This window comes from Sulfuricella sp. (assembly GCF_035531155.1).
Lineage (GTDB): Bacteria > Pseudomonadota > Gammaproteobacteria > Burkholderiales > Sulfuricellaceae > Sulfuricella.
This window is the reverse complement of the sequence record NZ_DATKTK010000003.1, coordinates 84,288-103,366: the sequence shown is the minus strand read 5'-3', so window position 1 is coordinate 103,366 and position 19,079 is coordinate 84,288. Positions and strand designations below refer to the sequence as shown.

Annotated in this window: 22 protein-coding genes; 11 read left to right on the top strand and 11 right to left on the bottom strand. The window is 52.8% G+C overall.

What is annotated here, in order from left to right; genetic code table 11:
• The 4 genes from VMV64_RS00565 (at position 1) to VMV64_RS00550 (ending at position 2,897) form a co-directional block, all read left to right on the top strand.
• A complete protein-coding gene (locus VMV64_RS00565; RefSeq protein ID WP_325327996.1) occupies positions 1 to 465 on the top strand; it encodes an HAD domain-containing protein in 465 nt (154 codons plus the stop codon).
• Positions 462 to 980, top strand: coding sequence for a hypothetical protein (locus VMV64_RS00560; protein ID WP_325327995.1), 519 nt, complete (start codon positions 462 to 464; stop codon positions 978 to 980). The genes VMV64_RS00565 and VMV64_RS00560 overlap by 4 nt, the downstream gene beginning before the upstream one ends.
• A gap of 7 nt (positions 981 to 987) precedes the next feature.
• Positions 988 to 1,344 carry a hypothetical protein gene (locus VMV64_RS00555; RefSeq protein ID WP_325327994.1) on the top strand — a complete coding sequence of 119 codons (357 nt, stop codon included), beginning with the start codon at positions 988 to 990 and terminating at the stop codon, positions 1,342 to 1,344.
• A 344-nt stretch (positions 1,345 to 1,688) separates the two neighbouring features.
• Positions 1,689 to 2,897 (top strand): hypothetical protein, encoded by a 1,209-nt coding sequence (locus VMV64_RS00550; protein ID WP_325327993.1) that lies wholly within the window; start codon positions 1,689 to 1,691, stop codon positions 2,895 to 2,897.
• Positions 2,898 to 2,942: 45 nt separating this feature from the next.
• Here the strand turns inward: VMV64_RS00550 and VMV64_RS00545 are convergent, their stop codons facing one another.
• The 6 genes from VMV64_RS00545 to VMV64_RS00520 form a co-directional block, all read right to left on the bottom strand.
• Positions 2,943 to 3,188: a hypothetical protein gene (locus VMV64_RS00545; RefSeq protein WP_325327992.1), complete on the bottom strand. Its 246-nt coding sequence runs from the start codon at positions 3,186 to 3,188 to the stop codon at positions 2,943 to 2,945.
• A gap of 923 nt (positions 3,189 to 4,111) precedes the next feature.
• Positions 4,112 to 5,056 (bottom strand): hypothetical protein, encoded by a 945-nt coding sequence (locus tag VMV64_RS00540; RefSeq protein ID WP_325327991.1) that lies wholly within the window; start codon positions 5,054 to 5,056, stop codon positions 4,112 to 4,114.
• A gap of 78 nt (positions 5,057 to 5,134) precedes the next feature.
• Positions 5,135 to 5,857 (bottom strand): hypothetical protein, encoded by a 723-nt coding sequence (locus tag VMV64_RS00535; RefSeq protein ID WP_325327990.1) that lies wholly within the window; start codon positions 5,855 to 5,857, stop codon positions 5,135 to 5,137.
• Positions 5,858 to 6,158: 301 nt separating this feature from the next.
• Complete coding sequence (locus tag VMV64_RS00530) at positions 6,159 to 6,923, bottom strand: ImmA/IrrE family metallo-endopeptidase (RefSeq protein ID WP_325327989.1); 765 nt, start codon at positions 6,921 to 6,923, stop codon at positions 6,159 to 6,161.
• Positions 6,913 to 7,329, bottom strand: coding sequence for a hypothetical protein (locus VMV64_RS00525; RefSeq protein WP_325327988.1), 417 nt, complete (start codon positions 7,327 to 7,329; stop codon positions 6,913 to 6,915). Before VMV64_RS00525 ends, VMV64_RS00530 begins: the two co-directional genes overlap by 11 nt.
• Positions 7,326 to 7,955, bottom strand: a complete 630-nt coding sequence (locus VMV64_RS00520) for a hypothetical protein (RefSeq protein ID WP_325327987.1) — start codon at positions 7,953 to 7,955, stop codon at positions 7,326 to 7,328. Before VMV64_RS00520 ends, VMV64_RS00525 begins: the two co-directional genes overlap by 4 nt.
• Positions 7,956 to 8,107: 152 nt before the next feature.
• Between VMV64_RS00520 and VMV64_RS00515 the strand changes: the two genes are divergently transcribed.
• The 6 genes from VMV64_RS00515 (at position 8,108) to VMV64_RS00490 (ending at position 13,615) form a co-directional block, all read left to right on the top strand.
• Positions 8,108 to 8,377 carry a multiubiquitin domain-containing protein gene (locus VMV64_RS00515; RefSeq protein WP_325327986.1) on the top strand — a complete coding sequence of 90 codons (270 nt, stop codon included), beginning with the start codon at positions 8,108 to 8,110 and terminating at the stop codon, positions 8,375 to 8,377.
• Positions 8,352 to 9,554, top strand: coding sequence for a ThiF family adenylyltransferase (locus VMV64_RS00510; protein WP_325327985.1), 1,203 nt, complete (start codon positions 8,352 to 8,354; stop codon positions 9,552 to 9,554). Before VMV64_RS00515 ends, VMV64_RS00510 begins: the two co-directional genes overlap by 26 nt.
• Positions 9,551 to 10,015 (top strand): DUF6527 family protein, encoded by a 465-nt coding sequence (locus tag VMV64_RS00505; protein ID WP_325327984.1) that lies wholly within the window; start codon positions 9,551 to 9,553, stop codon positions 10,013 to 10,015. The genes VMV64_RS00510 and VMV64_RS00505 overlap by 4 nt, the downstream gene beginning before the upstream one ends.
• A 193-nt stretch (positions 10,016 to 10,208) precedes the next feature.
• Positions 10,209 to 10,511, top strand: coding sequence for a hypothetical protein (locus tag VMV64_RS00500; protein ID WP_325327983.1), 303 nt, complete (start codon positions 10,209 to 10,211; stop codon positions 10,509 to 10,511).
• A 35-nt stretch (positions 10,512 to 10,546) separates the two neighbouring features.
• Positions 10,547 to 11,545, top strand: a complete 999-nt coding sequence (locus VMV64_RS00495) for a hypothetical protein (RefSeq protein WP_325327982.1) — start codon at positions 10,547 to 10,549, stop codon at positions 11,543 to 11,545.
• A gap of 63 nt (positions 11,546 to 11,608) precedes the next feature.
• Positions 11,609 to 13,615 carry an SIR2 family protein gene (locus tag VMV64_RS00490; RefSeq protein WP_325327981.1) on the top strand — a complete coding sequence of 669 codons (2,007 nt, stop codon included), beginning with the start codon at positions 11,609 to 11,611 and terminating at the stop codon, positions 13,613 to 13,615.
• Between the two features lie 47 nt (positions 13,616 to 13,662).
• On the opposite strand, the gene VMV64_RS00485 is transcribed toward VMV64_RS00490, so the two are convergent.
• The 5 genes from VMV64_RS00485 to VMV64_RS00465 form a co-directional block, all read right to left on the bottom strand.
• Complete coding sequence (locus VMV64_RS00485; RefSeq protein ID WP_325327980.1) at positions 13,663 to 13,971, bottom strand: helix-turn-helix transcriptional regulator; 309 nt, start codon at positions 13,969 to 13,971, stop codon at positions 13,663 to 13,665.
• A gap of 6 nt (positions 13,972 to 13,977) precedes the next feature.
• Positions 13,978 to 14,265 carry a HigA family addiction module antitoxin gene (locus VMV64_RS00480; protein WP_325327979.1) on the bottom strand — a complete coding sequence of 96 codons (288 nt, stop codon included), beginning with the start codon at positions 14,263 to 14,265 and terminating at the stop codon, positions 13,978 to 13,980.
• 10 nt (positions 14,266 to 14,275) lie between these two features.
• On the bottom strand, positions 14,276 to 14,554 hold the full coding sequence (locus tag VMV64_RS00475; protein WP_325327978.1) for a type II toxin-antitoxin system RelE/ParE family toxin: 279 nt from the start codon (positions 14,552 to 14,554) through the stop codon (positions 14,276 to 14,278).
• 30 nt (positions 14,555 to 14,584) lie between these two features.
• A complete protein-coding gene (locus VMV64_RS00470) occupies positions 14,585 to 15,664 on the bottom strand; it encodes a site-specific integrase (protein WP_325327977.1) in 1,080 nt (359 codons plus the stop codon).
• A gap of 285 nt (positions 15,665 to 15,949) precedes the next feature.
• Positions 15,950 to 16,285, bottom strand: a complete 336-nt coding sequence (locus VMV64_RS00465; protein WP_325327976.1) for a hypothetical protein — start codon at positions 16,283 to 16,285, stop codon at positions 15,950 to 15,952.
• Between the two features lie 75 nt (positions 16,286 to 16,360).
• Here VMV64_RS00465 and VMV64_RS00460 point away from each other — a divergent pair, with 75 nt between their 5' ends.
• Positions 16,361 to 18,670 carry a Tex family protein gene (locus VMV64_RS00460; protein ID WP_325327975.1) on the top strand — a complete coding sequence of 770 codons (2,310 nt, stop codon included), beginning with the start codon at positions 16,361 to 16,363 and terminating at the stop codon, positions 18,668 to 18,670.
• The last annotated feature ends 409 nt before the right edge of the window (positions 18,671 to 19,079 follow it).

Below are 19,079 nucleotides of genomic sequence, written 5' to 3'. Positions count from 1 at the left end.
ATGATCCTCTTCCTCGACTTCGACGGCGTACTGCATCCCGAGAATCCCAACCGACCGGAGGATTTTTCTTGCCGGCCGTATCTGTGGCAAATCCTGCGCGCGTGTCCGACCGTGGAAGTCGTGTTCTCAACCCAATGGCGGGATATACACACCGTCGACGACCTGGTGGAGTTCGCCACCCAGGGCGGCGGCGAGGATCTGGCGCATCGGTTCGTCGGCGGAACGCCGTTAATTGGGGGGGCTACCTCGCAAGGAGCGGTGATGCACCACGCCGTACCATTCTATCGCCGCGAAATGGAATGTCGTCTCTGGTTGTCCGATAATGGTCAGCAGGGCCGCCCGTGGCTGGCGCTTGACGACTTCGATGCCTATTTCACTCCCGCCTGCCCGATGCTCTATCTGGTGGATCACCGAACGGGACTCACTGAGGCAGATGTGACCGTGCTGATTGAGAGGCTGACATGATCCGTGTTTTCTTCGATACCGAATTTACCGACCTGATCGTCGATCACCAGCTCATCCGCATCGGCTTGATCGACGAAACCGGCGAACGGACGTTCTATGCCGAGCTTTCGGACACCTATCGCCTGGCCGACGTCGGCGACTTCGCCCGGGAGGCAGTGCTACCACAACTGGAGGGCGGCGCGGCGCTCATGACGATGGACGATCTGCGTGAACGGCTAAAGGTTTGGCTGGAGGCCTTCGACTGGCCGGTGAGGCTCGCCACTGATTCGTTAAGCTGGGACTGGCCGTGGATTCAGGAGATTTTCACTGATTACAACGTGAATTATGACAGCCCTCATGCACGGGACTCTTGGCCGTTTAACCTCGACGGCAAGCCGCTGATACTCACTCAAGATCAAGCTTTCAACCAGGCGGTGGAACGGGCCTTCGCCGAGGGCCTGCGCCGGCATCACGCCCTGGACGATGCAAAGGCAAACCGGCTGGCCTGGATCGCCATCGCCGGCGACACGGATTGAAGATATTATGAAAGTAAGAGATCTGATCGAGAGACTGCTGTGCTTGCATCCTGATCTGGAGGTCATGGTACCGGCGAAATCTAATGTTGACCGTGTGATGTCAGTCTATGTCGCCCGTGTTGCTAAAACAGATTGTAACTATGAAATTTACGGAGAATGCCTAGCTCTCCTTGATGAACTGAATACATTGGTTGATGGCAAAAAAATGACCGGCGCCCCCTTTGAGGCAGTCATCATTGATTTGTCTGTTTCCGAGCAAGAGTCCCCTACCCGCGTAGCCGGCAGCGTCAAGGCTCATTGTCTAACCAACTGGTTTAAATGGTTGAAAAACAAATTCTCAATACGCACCTCAGACGAAAGGTGAACGTTTATGGGGTACGGATTATCCCCCGAATATTTGGTATAAACCTGTGGGCAAATGGCCTAACCTCACGGACGAAAGAAGATTTTCTCAGTGCTCCAAAATTAAGCAATCAGGATTGATTGCCGAAACGTTCCTTTCTCATAAACGGTGATTTTGAGCGGGTTTCCGTGGCCACACTTTACCGCCACATTCCGGCCGCCGCCTCTATCGTCCCGACCTAACAGCACCCTTCCCCAGCCTGTGTGATTTCGAGTGGCCGACGCCGCTCCGCTGAATTGTCGCAATCTGCGGCAATAGACCCGCCATCCGGCGGGTTTTTTTTCGTCCTAAGAAAAGGAAAAACCATGCAATCGAAAAAGAAAATGCTTGTCGTTCTGGTATCTGCAATCTGTGCAGGAGCTTTTAATGCGCAAGCAGCGGATGTAATACTCGGCACAGGTGCTTTAACGAGCAACTGGAACGGCACGAATGTGGTGATCGGAAACAATGCCGCTGACACAAGCCCTGTTGCGACAACCAACGTCATTGTTGGAGCTACGGCGACCTCAGCCGGATCTGGCAGCATTGTTATTGGCGCCGGAGCATCCGCAACTGCTGGCGGTGATAGCGGGATCGTCATTGGAACAGGAGCCACATCATCCAGCCAAGGCGGCGTTGTTTTGGGTGCTGGTGCGCAAGCAGCCGGCAGTAATGGCATTGCCATTGGCACCAATGCCGTGGCGGCTGGCCAGGCTGGCTTCGAGCTGCAAAATACCGCAATTGGCTACGGAGCGAATATTGCGACTGGCCAGTTCGTTGTTAATGGCCTGGCCATCGGCACAGGCGCATCGATTACGGCTGGCACCGGCGGCGCGTTGACAAGCAACGCGGTCGCAATTGGCTCTCAAAGTACGACCGGTGAAAGTAACACCGTCAGCTTTGGTAATACGGGATTGCAGCGGCGACTTACTAATGTCGCGAACGGCGTTGCCAACACGGATGCGGCCACCGTTGGCCAACTGAATGCGGCAATTACCGGCGTATCGGGCGGCACGACTGACCAAACAGCTCGGGACGCGGCAGCAGCAGCGCAGACTACTGCCACGTCAGCGGGGACGGCGGCAGCCACAGCACAGGCTACCGCCACAACAGCGCAAACCACGGCAAACACGGCCAATGCGAATGCCAATATCGCGTTTACAGCGGCCGCAACTGCCAACACCAATGCCGCCACGGCACTTAACACGGCTAATTCGGCTTACACCTATGCGCAAGGATTGGGAAGCCGAATAGACGGACTCGGGAGCCGGGTTGATAACCTGTCGAATCGAGTTGACCAGGCGGAAACGGGTATTGTTTCCAGCATGGCCATGTCGTCGGCCAGTTCATCGGCCGCGATTGCGGCGCTCAGATCGGCACGGGGAATTGGCATGGGAATAGGCGCTGGAAGTTTTGGCAGCAGCACGGCCACGGCTTTGAGTTTCGCGGCGACTTTGCCACGAACCACAGTCACAGCTTCGCTTTCATTGGCCGGGAAACCTGCAGCGCAAATCGGTGCGGGCTTCGCTTTCTAAACTAATCCAGGAAAGGACTGAAGGTCGCCTCCTGGCGGCTTTCTTTTATGGAGTGTCGACGCCAGAATTTGCAGGGATAATGCCCAACCATTTTTTCGGTGGATACCATTTCATGGACATGCGGCCAGGCTGCACCTGAGCCACATCCATGGCACCCACTTTACCTTGAGTAAAAGACTCACCTTTGACTATGAGCTGGTTATTCTGCCCAACCAGTAGCACTACATCCCGGTGGCCACCTGTTAGAAGAAGGGTTGCCAGAATAGTGACTGATAGATGTTTCACTCTCATGATTTTTCCTTTCTGTGAATTTCGACAGAACCAATTTAACCACCAAAATTTTATTAATGCAGAGGGTTGAAACACACCTGTATCAACCGATAAACAGGCCGCGTTTACCTGCCGTCCTCTCCTATAGACCAGTTCCTGTTGAGCCCGAGAGAAGCCAGCCGCCGCGATCCTGAGAAGGTCGCGGGGTTTCGACTGGCGTTTGTGTAGAGGCCATGCTGTGCCGGCCGCAAGGACGCCCGAAGGGTTGCGCCGACAACCGGCGCGAGCACATGGCCGATGGCACGGGGATTTTGTGGTGCGACTAGGAATGTTTTTAGTGGATCAGAGAAGGCGAAGCTCCGATTATTGCCGGAATGCGTTATTTAGGCAGCCAGTATAAGGGTCATCAGTTCGCGGAAAAAGATAGTTTGGTGCACGGGCTCAAGATGATTTGGCTTTTTGTGTTGTTGTGTGTTGTTCGGAAAATCGAAGCTCATTTTCTGGTATCCAGCTTCTTTTCTATTTGGTGTGCAGAAAACGCATTTGGTAATCAAAGTTGCAGTATTTGGCTGCAAGTTTTCAGGAATATGTCGGCGCTCCTGGATATTTTGGCGCACGGCAATGGATTGAAGGTTGGCGAAAACTCGCCGTCAGCCGCCCCACTCACACGAAGAGTTAGGGCTATTTTTTCTTAAATAGGTCATTGAACGTCTTTTGCATCTGATCCTGTACGATATCCTTCATCATTGCTACTCCTTCCTCCTTAGCAACACCAAGGACGCTGTCATAATCATTCCCTTCACCACATTCAGTACACTTAATCTGATCGCCAGACTGGAATTCAGAGTTTTCTTGTCCTTGCAGTGGAGAGCCGCAGAACAGACATTTGAGAGTTACTTTAAGTTCTGGAATGTCTATGGTATCAGCCCTTTCGTATAAATAAATTAAGCAAGAGGCCCATTACTGCAATGGCGGCACCTAGGGCCAGAAATAAGCCTTTGTGTTCTTCGATGTAATCCGAAGCCCTTTTCCACAACGTTCTTTTGGCCAATGCTTCTTCTTTTCGCTGACGCGACCTTATGACACCTTGCCCAGTGGCCGTTAATGAAAGATGTCCATATTTGCCGCCCCCCCACCACGGTGTGCTCTAACCATTCGTTCGCCAAACACCTGTCAGCCAATCTGCAGAGCTGCTCTAAATCTATAGCGCTCCCCTTTGCACTGTTAATCTTTTCAACCATAGATTGGTCTACATCTAGACGAACAAACTGTCGACCTTCCCCACGCGCCTCCATTTCTTCGATGAAAACCCGCAAAATATCTTCTTCTGATGCCTGATTATTCATGTGAATAACCCTCCCCGTTCCGATCCCTAACGAATGAGGTAACCTACCGCCGGAGCACGATGCCTGGAGGGGATCTACATGCTCAGTTTGCGGAAGATCCGATTGAAGATGGTCAATAGTTTCACTCTTGTGCCAATCCATGAGTGAGCCAGCAATCAGATTTCCACCGACACCGGCACTGAAAATGAGGATGAAGTCTTTGATGTAATCCCTTAGCGATAGCCAGCCCTGAACCGTCTCAGTCGTCAAGTGCCTCTGTTGTTCGACCATCCACGGGCCAAGGGAATGAATTTTCTCCATATCATAGAGGCGGCTCAGAAGATTTTGTGTCAGCGGGCTAACAAAAGCATCAAAGGCGTCGTTGAGAAGGGCTATAAAGATCGGAGAAATGCTACCTAAGGCGACTCCACATACGAGATGGCGCCGCCGGACACTCGGAAAATAAACTGCAAGCACTCTGCCAGCGGCAATTAACATGAGGAACACTGCCAATCCAAACCACGCGGAAAAAATTGAAACGACTTTCAGTAGATCTATGTTCATAAATGGGTGAGAGGCACTTAGGTCGATAACAACATAGGAATATAATCCCAATATCAGGTCACGAGGGATCGAAACTGCCTAACAAAGCCGGCTTGCCGGCGTAGCGCCCCTCTGGAACGGCGAGTTGGACGTCTGTTTGTTATGACTGGCATCGATGATTTTTTCATCGGGCAGATCAATTATTTTTAAAAGATAATCTCGAACAGGCGCTATCACCTCATCGGATTTGCTCTTTAGTTCTGATTCACTTTTGCGCGCCTGCGCTTGAAGGGTATTCACAAGAACCGCCATCTGATAGGTCGACCGCTTGCCGTCTAGATTCAGGATCGTCTGTTGAGATTTACGCAAAAAATCACTCGAAACTTGTTTTTCGACAGTGGCCAATTTCGAAAACGCCTCAATGTATTGCGCCCTTGCTGCGGGAAAGTGAGAAAGGATGTCTAAGTAGGTCGTGCCGAGTTGCTCATCTAGTAACTGATGAGAAATGCGTATTCTTTCGCCGTTAACAAGTCGCCAGAATTTATTTCTGACAGCCTCTACATCGTACTTCTTCTCCAACGATTCACTAGACTCTACAAAAGAAGGCTTTAATTCTTGGTACAAAGACAATTGAACACTCTGCCAGCGATCGAGCTTAACGATTGCATTTGCAGCAGCAATTCGAATCATAATCCCCTGATCCACCGCCCTACTTTCACGATCCTTTGCAAGTGACAGAACAAGGGCTATCACTGAAAGCGCAATAGTCAACGACGTGAGTATGTCGCCAGCTTTGATGGTCTTGTCAAATTGAAGCTTCATTAGGATACTGTAGATAGTTAACGTTCAAATTGAGGGGCGACCGATTACAAAACTTGGCCGAAGTCTAAAAATTTCAAATACCAACAGGCCGCAGGATACGGGTCTTTGTCATTCTCCAGAAAACCTCAAGAAAACGATTCAAATATATGAGCATACACACTTCAGAGCGCTTTCGGATCACCTAAGACCGCTGTATAGCGATAATTTATTCGTTCACCGCTTTCCAGTAGCCAGAGCTAGCGACAGCCGAACACATAGAACGGAATGCAGTGCCCGTTCTATGCTCTCTGTATTACCCCATTCACCGGCCGAGACTAATCATGGTCAGTACCGTTGAATCAGGCAACTTTACAGACTGCGTATTAACCTCAAGCCGGTAAGCATCACGTCCTGACACCCAACGGTTAGCAGGTTCTGCTTTGGGTCTGGTCATTCCGCTTCCGCCCCCAAACACCATTCCGAAGGCGTCGGTATCCTGGTGGAGCTCAGCGAGCACATAGAAATCAAATGGGAAAGAACTGCTTCGTTGATGCCACACAAGTTTTGACTTTGAGTGACAAGCAAGACAGGCGGGGCTGGTAGCTCGCTTAACCAGCTTGATCGCTGCTGCAGTTAAGCTAGCGTTAAACACTTTACCCAGCTGAGAGGCCACCTCCAATGTGACTTTCCGCCCCTGCAGCCACGGGTCCACAAGATACGTTGGCAAAACGAGCTGACTTGCGTACCCATTGGCGTGAGCCTCAACGGACTTTGCTTCCGCATTTTGTGGGCCAATATCCTCCTTCGCACACAAAAACGAGCCTGTTTTTCGATCACATATCCAATGGGCCAACTCATGAGCAAGGGAGAAACGCTGGCGGCCATCATTGCTATTCGAGCTGACACTGATGATTGCACTATTCTCTCCTGCGACCAGGCGAGCCTCACAACCGCCCAAGGGGCGATATCTGACTTCGGCCCCATTGGCGTTCGCGATAGCGTCCAGATCGATATGGGTTGGATCAGTTACGCCATAGCTCCAGAGCAGATACTCGGCTGGAGACATCTGTTGAGAATCAATTATCATGCTCACCTGGTTTGATTGCCCCCATGGCCACCAAGTCGTCGTATAGGCTCAACCAGTCATCGTCCGTTTGCTTTTTCCCTTCCCGGAACGCGAGCCTAAGACTTTGATCCGCCTGGAAGATGTCTTGAACGAGTTGTTTAATCCTCTCCATGGGTGGACGTATAGCGGGCACACTCCTCGTGCTCGATCTTGATTGCATGCGTTCCTTCGCCAATACCATGCGATGTCGCAGGGCGGCAGAGGCGGCTTCCTGCATGGCAGCGCCGACCAATAAGGCTACCGCATCCAGATCCTTACCTTCGTCTATGGCCTCCTGCCGCAGTTGCTCGTCAGTTGTGGCCATCAAATCATCCAGGGCGGCGTTACGAAGCGCCGCAAGTTCAGTGCGCGTCTTCGAAGAATTCATGATTTTCTCTTCTCTGGAAACAATTTATCAATGCCACGCCGGAACCGTTTTCGTGCCGTTTCATACTGGATTTGCGTCATTCCAGAAAGTTCACGGATTTCGGATACTGATAGATCATCCTTGTGGCCCATAATGACCCAAGTTACTTGACTGTCCCCTGAAAAACAGGTGTCTATCTTACAGGCGATCTCATTGGCCCGGTCTTGCCGTTCGCCGGTTTCTTCCTGCTCAATGGCCTGGGTAAGCACGTCTGCGTGGCGATGCTCGAACCGCCCAAGAACATCTTCGGCGCTAGCTGTTTCCGTTGCCATAGCCTCTATGTAATCGGTTTTCGTCTGGTCAGATGAGTTCTGCGAATCATTGGCCAGCCCTTGAATCGTCTTGATCATATATGCGACAAATGGGACATTCTTGGGCCAATGGCGCCCCTTTTCGCCACTGGCTGCCTTCATCGTCCGGAAAATCGCTTCGTTAATGATTTCTTCGGGATTCTGGTACTCGGTACCCAACAAACAATATTCAGACGCCTTGCGAATGCGATAAAGCGCTTCCTTTGAGAGTGCGCCGATGGCCTGGCGTACGTCTTCAGGTGTTGCTGTGTCGTCGGGTTTGTCGCCAAGTTCCAAGTTTTTTTCCCTTTGCCTTTACTGATATATGCGGAGAACTTCAGGGATCCGGACATGCTAATGGCGATGTCCGGGTTTTTCAACTGTTCCGCATATATTGGTAAGCAGCCTCATTGTGTGGCTGAACCGATACCTTACAAGGAAAAAACATCATGCCAAACAGTAATTCCAGTCAGGCCCCAGGTCAAAACAAAATATCTATAATCATCGTCAATGGACGCCAACGTGAAGTCAGCGGTCACAAGCTGAGCTATTTAGAGCTCGTATCTATTGCCTTCCCGGATAATCAGCCAGATCCCAATATCCTCTATACAGTGGCTTATGCAAACCCTCACGGCAAAGACGGCACGCTGGTCGATGGGCAGGATGTCGAAATCAAAGAAGGGATGAGCTTCAATGTCTCCAAAACAAATCGTTCTTAATACCGACATCATACGCCTGCTGAACGAGGGGTATGAGGTTGATGTCCAAAACGGATATTTGCTCATCCATGCCGTTCCCTATGTCAATGCACAATGCGCTGTACTAAGGGGAACCATCGTGACAGATATTAGTGAGAATGCTGGGGAGCTACTTCCACCCAAGGACCATCAGGTTTGGTTTGTCGGTGAGTACCCATGTCACCATACAGGCACTCCCATAGAGCCTATTCGTAATACATCAAATGACCACCATCTATGGGATGGTTTTATTGCCCAACATCGGTTTTCCAACAAACCGCATGGAGCGAGTAACTACCAGGACTATTACTCGAAGATGACCGCTTACATTAAGATCATCTCGAGTGAAGCCAATGCGATTGATCCGACCGCGAATCCTCGCACATTTCGAGTAATACCGCCCCACGATGAGAATTCAGTGTTTCGTTATCGGGACTCTGCGTCAAGTCGAGCAGATATTCTGGCCATTTCAAGCAAGCTAGCTAAAGATCGGGTTGCCATAATCGGCATGGGCGGCACAGGGTCATACGTGCTGGATCTGATGGCCAAAACGCATGCTCGGGAAATACATTTGTTTGATGGAGATACTTTTCTCCAGCACAATGCATTTCGGTCACCCGGAGCAGCTTCTTTCGAGACTCTGGACAAAAAATTATCGAAGGTGATTTACTATCAGCAGATTTATGATGCCATGCGCAAAGGCGTCATCCCTCACTGCGAGTACGTTACTGAAGAAAACATCGGACAGCTTGCCGGATTCGATTTTGTCTTCCTGTGCGTGGACAATGGGCCTGTTCGAAAAATGGTCAGTGAATACCTTCAAGCGCAACGTATCCCATTTATTGATGTGGGGATGGAGCTAATGGTGGTCAATGAAGAACAAAGTCTGATTGGGACATGCAGGGTAACGATGTGTACCCCCGATCATTCCGCCCACTTTCCAAAACATGCGCCCATGATGGACGACGCAGCGGATGATTTATATCGCAAGAATATCCAGGTCGCCGATATGAACGCGCTGAATGCGGCGATGGCCGTCATCAAATGGAAGCAGTTCTGCGGCTTCTACCAAGACAACTATCGGCCACTCCATACCACTTACTCCATCAATTCCCAGTCGCTGACTCGGGACGAGATGGTAGGGATACCTGTTGAATGAGGCTAAAAACGGTAACGCCAAAATTTGTGGAATTTATTCCCGAGAAACTCAGTGATGGTGTTCTTTACATCAGTGAGCGCTACCGCACTGTTTCCCACAAATGTTGCTGCGGCTGCGGTGAGGAGGTTGTCACTCCTCTGACTCCGGCCGATTGGTCACTGCGCAAGGATGGAAATGCTGTAACCCTTCACCCCTCCATCGGAAATTGGAGTTTTGCCTGTCGGTCGCATTATTGGATCCGGCGCAACCAAGTTGTATGGGACGGGGCTATCTCTCAGCGACAAGTTGAGCGTGTACAGGCTCGTGATCGCACAGACAAGGAGGCATACATCGATTCCGTGAACCGCAAGAAGGGGCTGCCGAGAAAGCCGGTTTCTGCCCCTCCACAGTCGGCCAATACAACGAGTACTGGCGTGCTTCATCAATTGTGGAAGGCCTTCATCAAATGGCTGAACCACTGAAGAAAGCAAACGCAACGCGCCCATCTTCTCTTCCTGGCAATCTTCACAGAGCCGGAACCGGCGTTGTTTTACGTGACTATCGCCATCACGACTCTAATCATTGCCGGTTCCGGCAATGATTGCGTCTGGGCTGCCGAAAATTGCTTCAACAGCGCCGGTTCCGGAACTCAAATAGCTGGAACCGGCAATAGTTATGGGGCATAAGTTGATTGAACAGGATGTTTCAACTCCGGTTCCGGCATTCCAATTGCCGGAACCGGCAACGCGACACATAGTTCTGATTGCGTATTGTCATGTGCTGGTCACTCAAATTTACAACATCGATAGCCACAAAAACGGGGGCGCTGCCGGTTCCGGCTACACATATTCGGACGCGGGTAAAATCGCCAAAGCGATTTTTCACGGACGTCCGAATATGTGTCCGCTATCAAAATATTTGATCTTTTGTTATCCTACAAAACAACTTCGTAAACCCAATAACAATGCTGCAAACTGAAAAATCCGCTCATCGATAACACGATAAAAAACAGTGTGACCTACAACCTCAAGATTGCAATCCTCTATATACCCATGACTGTTGACCACAATATATCCTCCGCCCTCGACATTGCCGCCGATCTGATAGCCAGGTCAGCCAAATTGCAGCCGTCTACCAGGTTGATGCGCGAAAAATTCATAGCCAGAATACGACGCAAAAATGCGCTGCCCACGTTCCAGAGCATCGGGTACTGGCGCAACTATATTGCTTCCCTTCAACTACAAGTGGCCGAATTCTCTACGCCGCTGATGGATCTGGCGCGAGAAGGCGATGAAGATGCAATAGGGCAAATCCTGCGTGGCATTACCCTCTTGCAAGAAGCAGTAAAAAACCGTCCCCCAGAAGGGGAACGAAAGCGGAGGGTTGGGCGCGTCGGCAACTTGTCAAAGGTTCGCGAGGGCTGGCAAAAATCGGTCTATGAACAATTGAACGACAAGTGGAAGCCGGCTTTTGCCATTATGGCATTGACCGGATGTCGGCCCGGAGAGTTGAATGGGCTTGAAGTTCGCCCGACAGATCTGGAGGGCGTTTTGTTGTTTCGCATAGTGGGTAAAAAGGTCACCGAACATGCCGGCCAGGCGTGGCGAGAACTCAAGATCGACGTGCGCGGTGCGACCGGCGCAGATGAATTGATCGCCGAGATTGGTAAGGAGGGCTGGACGGTGAAAATTGAGGACAGCGCGCAGGCGATCACTAAGGCGATCACTCGCGCAGCGCAGCGCGCCAAGCTGATTCGCCTGGATCAAACTTTGCCGGCCTACGCTTGCCGCAACGCGGTGGCCAGCGGTATGAAAGCGGATGGGTACGGCGTTGAGAAAGTGGCCGCATCCCTGGGACACTCGACCGACGAATGCCAAAAGTATTATGGCCGGGCTCGCGCCGGGCACAAGTCTGGCGGTGGTAAAGTGCTTGAAGTGAGAACCGCGCGGCCGGTGAAGAAAACCTCCCGCTCACTGGGTTATCAGCCAAGCCATGGCGTGGGAGTCGAGTGATGACTGAGGTACGCCCCTGCGCTTGATGCTTATGAATTACGAATTTCAGGGAAAATTGCTTTGATGGCATACACCAACAATCCAGTAGAAAATTGGTGGTTCCACTCGGACAAAAAATCACCATTCCCTGGAAAAATTGCACTTATAGTCGGCGCCGGAATTTCGATTGATGCCCCCACTTGTTTGCCTTCAGGGAAAGACCTGACGAAAGCTCTCCTGAATCACCTTCTTGATGGGCGTGCTGCCGAGGAGATTCTGTCGGTATTCCAGGGCTGCGCACCGGTGATAGGACGGGATATGCCTAGACTCGAACATATCCTAGACACAGTGTGCAACAGAGCGGGGACTGAAACGGCTACATCCGCAACAAATCCGAGAAATTTATTGCGTTTGTTCGAGGGGAGACCCCCAAATCACCTCCATCGAATAATCGCTAATCACCTCATCGATAATCGTGGTTGGGTGATTACTACAAACTTCGACGATTGCATTGAGAGCGCCTTTCATCAGGCATCTGGACGCCTCATCCCAGTGCATGTCATGCATCCAGAAACGCACTCTCTTGACATCCTCAATTGCCCAGAAGAAAACGATTGGGGACTGGTTAAGCTACATGGGACTATCGAGCACGGAGTGGATCGCCTTAGTTCAACGCTGACAGATCTTGTGCCGGGGTTGCCGGAACAACTTCAAGAGCTGTTAACCCGGATTTTTGAATCGGTCGATGTGGTGATAGTGGCCGGATACAGTGGTACGGATCATTTCGACGTCAATGCTTGGATGCGCAAACGGATGAATGCACGCACCAAGCCTCGACTTATCTGGATAAAGCATAAAGCCCGGCATTCTGACAGCATTAACGAGAGTGAACAGGATGAGCCCATTGATTCTTGGCAAACGGCATTTTCTGGAACCGATGTGCCGCATGATTTTACAAGCGAGTATGTTGCACAATTGCTTAGCCAGCCAATTAATGCAGATCGTCAGGGTGACTCCACCATTAACCAGCCTGACTTGCCTGCACTGTTGGAATCGCTTTATAGCCCTTCACGGGCTCAACGGCACTTAAATGGAGCCCATCTAAGCCTTGCCGTAGGGCTTGGCCAGCTTGCAGAGGAAGAATTCAGACAGTTTAGGCATACGCTCGATAACGACAAGGCAGAGTTGGCGTTACTTCCTAAAATCTATGCAAGCATGGGGATGCTCCATGAGGCACACCAAATGCTCGCTTGGTTGGGCCGGCACAGCCATGCATCCATGGCTCTACAGCGCGCTAGACTTTATCGCCGAGCCGGACACCCAATACGCGCCTTTTGGCAACTATCGAACAATGCATTCTTTGGCAAACGCGCTACTCCTAATGCGCATGAAAATATCGAATCCCGGCTTGAGGCGATCGAGTGTTCCCTGGATTTTGTAGATGCAGCCCAATATTGGTCAATTTTCAGAACCAAGCCCCTGCGCTGGTCATTGGACAAGATTATTGACTATATGTGGTCGACGATTTCTGACACGACGGCCACACAAATTAGTATCGCGCTAGAGGGCAAAATTCAGATAGCGCACCTTCGCCAGGCGGCGTTGCTCGAAGACGAGGATAGTGAATTTCTGGGGCAATTATGGAGCCTCCTGGATGAGCAAGTGTCCTATCCAGATCTTTACCTTGAATCTGGGCCTGTCATTCCAGGTTTTTACCTCACAGGATTGAGCACTTGCCGCGAGGAGGATCGGTTAGCCGACATGCTTGATACCCAGCTTACCTTTGTGAGAATCCTGCAAAGTGCAATTAGGCGTAGATGGCCTGGTGGATTGAAAAATGGTAGGACGAAACATGGGTTAGGTGATGTCAACGTGAGAGTGTTAGAAAAATATTTAGATAAAGCCGATCAACTGGCTCGCGCCTTGGGAGAGCCTCATCTACTTGTAGCGGTGGCAAAGTGCCGAGTCAAAGCAGATCAAGTATTGAGAGGGCTTACTTACTGGCGTCAGCAACGGCTGTATTTGCCTGGTCGCGGCCATTCAGCTGCTCAGGAGAATACATTGGTCGAGAATCAGGAAAATACTTCGTAAGAGGTGATTCCGATGTAGAGCACATTCATGGACTCTATAAGCGAACACTACACTTGTCCGCCCATCGGTTCGCGTGCGGGAGGCCTTACGGACAATGATTTGCGCGCCCGGCCAAGACGGCTTAGGCATTCCAGCATCTTGACCTCGCTAACATCCCGGAATTGCCCTCGCAGCATATTAGACAACTTCGGCTGAGTCATACCGAGGATATCAGCAGCCTGCTGCTGGGTAAGGTGGCGATGCTTGATGATTTCCCCGATCTTGACGGCCAACCGGGCTTTGACCTGCATCTCACCGGCGTCAGGGTTTTCCAGGTCGGCATACACGTTGCCGCTGCTTTTTTCGATCTCAATCATTTTCGCTTAAGCTGCCAAGCGCGATAGAGGATGAATTTCGGGCTGCTGGCCCTGTTCTGCTAGCCACAAATCGAACTGAGTTTGCAGTCCAAGCCAAAGGTCTGGCGAGGTGCCCAGCCATTTGGAAAGGCGCAGCGCCATGTCAGCCGTAACACCTGATTTGCCATTCAAAATTTTTGAAAGCGTGACGCGAGAAACGCAAAGGTCGGTCGCAGCTTCTGTGACCGACATGCCTTCCGGTATCCATTCTCTTAGTACCTCACCGGGGTGAGGAGGGTTATGCATTCTGCTCATGGTTGATTCCTCAATGGTAGTCCTGATAGTCCACCAGTTCTGCATCCGCTCCGTCGAAGCGGAACGTAAGCCGCCAATTGCCATTTATCCAGACCGACCAATGGCCTTTTAGGTCTCCCGACAAGGAGTGCAGCTTCCAGCTAGGAACGTCCATGTCCTCCGGGCCTTTCGCGTTGTCCAGAGAAGCTAACTGTATCCGCAATCGTGAGGCATGGTGCGGCTGGATTCCGGCCTTACTGCCTTTCCGAAAGAACTCTTCCATCCCCCGGTGGCGAAATGACTTAATCATGGTTAATTGTAAACCGATAATTAACAGTTATCAACCCCATTTCTGCGCCATCTCCTCAGCCATATCCTCCGCACGCGGATGGTAATACCTAGCCAACATCCTCGTATCTTTGTGCCCCGTTATTTTCATGAGCTTGTGTAAAGGAAAAATCTCAGCCAAGCGGCTGGTGCCTTCGTGGCGGAGATCATGGAACGTCATATCTTCGAGGAAACCGGCAACCGGCTCCCGGTCGTTGGTTTTGCAATCCGCCAGGTAGTTCCGCTGCGCCCTGGTAATCGCCCTCGCCCACGATTGCTTGACTGCACTGGCCGTTGTGGCGAACACCCGTCCACCGATGGCTCTGGGCAACCCTTTAATAGCATTCACTGCAGCAGGAGACAGCGGTACATTGCGCACAGTACCGTTTTTTGTGTCCGGCAGCTTGGCAACTCGCGACGACAAATCCACATTCGCCCATGTCAGTGCCAGCATTTCGCCCTGGCGCATGGCTGACTCGATAGCCACCCGCACCAGTGCCGGCATATAAATGTTACGGCGGTCGCACTCCTTCGCTTTAGTCGCATCACCTGGATCATCCACCGCAGCCAGAAGAAAACAAACCTCTTCCTCCGACAGTCGCCGTTCCCTGGCGTTGTTTTGGCGCGGCAGCCGGATATTGGCCACCGGGTTTTGCACAGGAATATTCCATTCTTTTACCGCGATAGTGAACACATGTGAAATTAAAGCGAGATCGAGGCGCACGGTCGCCGCTGCAGCACCAGCTGCCAGGCGTTCATCGCGATATTTGGCAAAGTCGGCACCCCGCAAACTCGCCAGAGAACGAATAGCCAAAGCATTAGCCTGCCATGATTGAATCCGGTATTTTTCTTGATCTCGCCCCTTTTTTTTCGTCGACACTTCGCGCTCGTAGCGTTCCAGCGCTCCATACAGCGTAGTTGATTCGGCCTCGGCCATGGACACGAATATCCCTTTGTCCATTTTGCTTTCAATATCACGCGCCCACGCCTCAGCCTCGGAACGAGAGTCGAGCGTTTTGGTTTGGCTGGGGAATCCCTTACGGCGAATTTGGACATGCCACTGACACTCGCCTTTCTTTCTGATTGTCGCCATTATCGCCCCTCACTGTGCCGAATTTGTGCCAATAAATCATTATTGGCATAATATATCCGGCTGCATAGCGCGTCAATGCTGGCTATTGATGATACTAGAATTTCGGATTGTGATTCCGGTTGTCGTGGGTTCGAGCCCCATCAGCCACCCCAAATATTCAAAGGGTTAGAAAAATCTAGCCCTTTTTTACGTCTGTCATTCCGTAAACTGCAACCAGTTTGTAAGCGCATTTTCTCAATGCCTCATCCCAAAAGCCTCCCGATGCATACCTACCTTCTGCCCGCCCTAATCTGCATTCTCTGTAATGGCTGCGCGGTAGTTGCTGTTGCCGATGCTGCGGTTACCGTGGCGGCAACAACCGTTCAGGTCGGCGCTGCGGTGGTTGGTACGACTGTCGATGTTGCAGCGGCTGGCGTTAAAGCGGTTGCGGGAAGTTCTGACAAGGAATAAGGCGTCAAGGACAATCGCACCAAGGAAAAAACCCATCTCGTGGGTGGGCATGAACTCCTGCAATGCGTTATCTGTTCTGACTTGTTTCCGCTGAACAATGCTATTCACTGGCGGGCTAATTGCGCCCAGCCCCACTCCTCGTTTGAAAAAAACCACCAAAAAATCCGGCATGGCTCCTCAGCTAATGCGACGGAATTCTGAAAAGAAGTTCAGAATAGCGCCTTTCTACGCAACACCCGGAGCATCATGATTACCAGCATCACCCAACGCATCGCCCAGGAACTTTCCGTTCATCCCAATCAAGTCCAGGCTGCCGTCGATCTGCTCGACGAGGGGGCCACGGTTCCCTTCATCTCGCGCTACCGCAAAGAGGCCACCGGCAGCCTCGACGACACCCAGATGCGCAATCTGGAGGAGCGCCTGCGCTACCTGCGCGAGCTGGAAGAGCGGCGCGCCGCCATCCTCAAGAGCGTCGCCGAGCAGGGCAAGCTCACCCCGGAGCTGGAAAAGGATTTGCTCTACGCGGACAGCAAGGTACGCCTGGAAGACCTGTATCTGCCCTACAAGCCCAAGCGCCGCACCAAGGCGATGATCGCCCGCGAGGCCGGTCTGGAGCCGCTGGCTGAGGCGCTGTTGGTCGATCACATGCTGGTGCCGGAAGAAGCCGCGCTGGCTTACGTCGATGCCGATAAAGGCGTGGCCGACGTCAAAGCCGCGCTGGAAGGCGCACGCTATATCCTGATGGAGAAATTTTCCGAGGATGCCGAATTGCTCGGCAAATTGCGCGAATACCTGTGGGATAACGGCGTGCTCAAATCCACCCTGGTGGCAGGCAAAGAGACGGAAGGCGCAAAATTCCGCGACTATTTCGAATCTCGCGAACCGATGAAAGCCATCCCCTCGCACCGCGCGCTGGCACAGCTGCGCGGACGCAACGAGGGCTTCCTGCATCTGGCACTGGTGCTGGAGGAAGACGAGCAGGCGCAGGGACGCGCCGCGCCGCCCAACCGCTGCGAACAGATGATTGCCCGGCGCTTTAATATTGCCGACCGGGGGCGTCCTGCCGACAAGTGGCTGAGCGAAACCGTGCGCTGGGCGTGGCGGGTGAAGATTTTCCTGCACCTCGACCTGGAATTGACCAACCGTTTGCGCGAAGCCGCCGAGGCCGAAGCGATCCATGTCTTCGCGCGCAATCTCCACGACCTGCTACTCGCCGCGCCCGCCGGGCCGCGCACTACCATCGGTCTCGATCCGGGTCTGCGCAGCGGAGTGAAAGTGGCGGTGGTGGACACAACCGGCAAGCTGGTCGATTTCGCCACCATCTATCCTCACGAGCCCAAACGCGAGTGGGACAAATCCATCGCCGTGATCGCGGCGCTGGCCGCCAAGCACCGCGGCGAACTGATCAGCATCGGCAACGGCACCGCCTCGCGCGAAACCGACAAACTGGCGAGCGAGGTAATCAAGCGTCACCCCGAACTGAAACTGCAGAAGCTGGTGGTGTCGGAAGCCGGCGCCTCGGTGTATTCCGCCTCGGAACTGGCGGCGCGCGAGTTCCCCGACGTCGACGTGACCATACGCGGCGCGGTATCCATCGCCCGCCGCCTGCAAGACCCGCTCGCCGAACTGGTGAAGATCGACCCCAAATCCATCGGTGTTGGCCAGTACCAGCACGACGTTAACCAATACGAGCTGGCGCGCGGCCTGGACGCGGTGGTGGAAGACTGCGTCAACAAGGTCGGGGTGGACGTGAACACCGCCTCCGCGCCGCTGCTGGCGCGCATCTCCGGGCTGAATGCCACACTCGCCGGCAACATCGTGACCTACCGCGACCAGCATGGCGCCTTTCCCAACCGCTCGGCGCTAAAAAAAGTCCCGCGCCTCGGTGACAAGACCTTCGAGCAGGCCGCCGGTTTCCTGCGCATCATGAACGGAGACAACCCGCTCGACGCCTCCGCCGTCCACCCGGAAGCCTACCCGCTGGTGGAACGCATCGTCGACCGCCTCAAGGTCGGTATCAAGGGGCTGATCGGCGACAGCACCACGCTGCGTCGCCTCGCCCCGGCTGAATACACCGACGAAAAATTCGGGCTGCCGACGGTGAAGGACATCCTCAGTGAACTGGAGAAACCCGGCCGCGACCCGCGCCCGGAGTTCAGGACGGCGACTTTTCAGGAGGGGGTGGAAGAGCTCAAGGACTTGCAGCCCGGCATGATCCTCGAAGGCGTGGTGACCAACGTTGCCAACTTCGGCGCCTTCGTCGATATCGGCGTGCACCAGGACGGCCTGGTACACATCTCGGCGCTGGCGCAAAAATTCGTCAAAGACCCGCACAGCATCGTCAAGGCGGGCGACGTAGTGCGGGTCAAGGTGCTGGAAATCGACCCCGTCCGCCGCCGCATCGCGCTCACCATGCGCCTCGGCGACGACATCGCCCCTGCTGCGTCGGCCGTGCGCAGCGAACCATCACGCAAACCACAGGCCAAACGCGAGCCGGCACCCCAAGTTGGAGGCGCGATGGCTGCGGCAATGGCCAAGCTGCGCAAGGGGGGATGAGGACGAAAGAGTGCGTATCCGAGAGCCGGACGGGATTCCGGCCCAATCCGGCGTGTTTGCATATAGGCTGTGTGTAAAGCTGTGCCAAACAAAAGCACTTGCGTCGCCATCTCGCAATCCTTCACAATATGGAGGCGACGACCCGCGTGCCAAAGGATCTGGACTATCAATGCCGACAGACGGGAGAAGCCCGTCCCATTGGGTTAGGTCGACGATGCGGCATTCAAATTTTTCAACGATGGAGCAAAAATCATGAGCAAAAGCCAGGACTCGAAGAAGGCGGTCAAGAAGGAACCCGCTAAAACAATGAAGGAAAAAAAGGCTGACAAGAAGATTAAGCAGGAGGAAAAGAAGCGCCAAGGACCCTGATGAATTATCAGTATGCTGTTACGCGTCGCCTGAACGGGGT

Coding starts and splice junctions, on each gene's coding strand:
- VMV64_RS00565 (WP_325327996.1), top strand. CDS start 1: ATGATCCTCTTCCTCGACTTCGACGGCGTACTGCATCCCGAGAATCCC.
- VMV64_RS00560 (WP_325327995.1), top strand. CDS start 462: ATGATCCGTGTTTTCTTCGATACCGAATTTACCGACCTGATCGTCGAT.
- VMV64_RS00555 (WP_325327994.1), top strand. CDS start 988: ATGAAAGTAAGAGATCTGATCGAGAGACTGCTGTGCTTGCATCCTGAT.
- VMV64_RS00550 (WP_325327993.1), top strand. CDS start 1,689: ATGCAATCGAAAAAGAAAATGCTTGTCGTTCTGGTATCTGCAATCTGT.
- VMV64_RS00545 (WP_325327992.1), bottom strand. CDS start 3,188: ATGAGAGTGAAACATCTATCAGTCACTATTCTGGCAACCCTTCTTCTA.
- VMV64_RS00540 (WP_325327991.1), bottom strand. CDS start 5,056: ATGAACATAGATCTACTGAAAGTCGTTTCAATTTTTTCCGCGTGGTTT.
- VMV64_RS00535 (WP_325327990.1), bottom strand. CDS start 5,857: ATGAAGCTTCAATTTGACAAGACCATCAAAGCTGGCGACATACTCACG.
- VMV64_RS00530 (WP_325327989.1), bottom strand. CDS start 6,923: ATGATAATTGATTCTCAACAGATGTCTCCAGCCGAGTATCTGCTCTGG.
- VMV64_RS00525 (WP_325327988.1), bottom strand. CDS start 7,329: ATGAATTCTTCGAAGACGCGCACTGAACTTGCGGCGCTTCGTAACGCC.
- VMV64_RS00515 (WP_325327986.1), top strand. CDS start 8,108: ATGCCAAACAGTAATTCCAGTCAGGCCCCAGGTCAAAACAAAATATCT.
- VMV64_RS00510 (WP_325327985.1), top strand. CDS start 8,352: ATGTCTCCAAAACAAATCGTTCTTAATACCGACATCATACGCCTGCTG.
- VMV64_RS00505 (WP_325327984.1), top strand. CDS start 9,551: ATGAGGCTAAAAACGGTAACGCCAAAATTTGTGGAATTTATTCCCGAG.
- VMV64_RS00500 (WP_325327983.1), top strand. CDS start 10,209: ATGGGGCATAAGTTGATTGAACAGGATGTTTCAACTCCGGTTCCGGCA.
- VMV64_RS00490 (WP_325327981.1), top strand. CDS start 11,609: ATGGCATACACCAACAATCCAGTAGAAAATTGGTGGTTCCACTCGGAC.
- VMV64_RS00485 (WP_325327980.1), bottom strand. CDS start 13,971: ATGATTGAGATCGAAAAAAGCAGCGGCAACGTGTATGCCGACCTGGAA.
- VMV64_RS00480 (WP_325327979.1), bottom strand. CDS start 14,265: ATGAGCAGAATGCATAACCCTCCTCACCCCGGTGAGGTACTAAGAGAA.
- VMV64_RS00475 (WP_325327978.1), bottom strand. CDS start 14,554: ATGATTAAGTCATTTCGCCACCGGGGGATGGAAGAGTTCTTTCGGAAA.
- VMV64_RS00470 (WP_325327977.1), bottom strand. CDS start 15,664: ATGGCGACAATCAGAAAGAAAGGCGAGTGTCAGTGGCATGTCCAAATT.
- VMV64_RS00465 (WP_325327976.1), bottom strand. CDS start 16,285: ATGCCGGATTTTTTGGTGGTTTTTTTCAAACGAGGAGTGGGGCTGGGC.
- VMV64_RS00460 (WP_325327975.1), top strand. CDS start 16,361: ATGATTACCAGCATCACCCAACGCATCGCCCAGGAACTTTCCGTTCAT.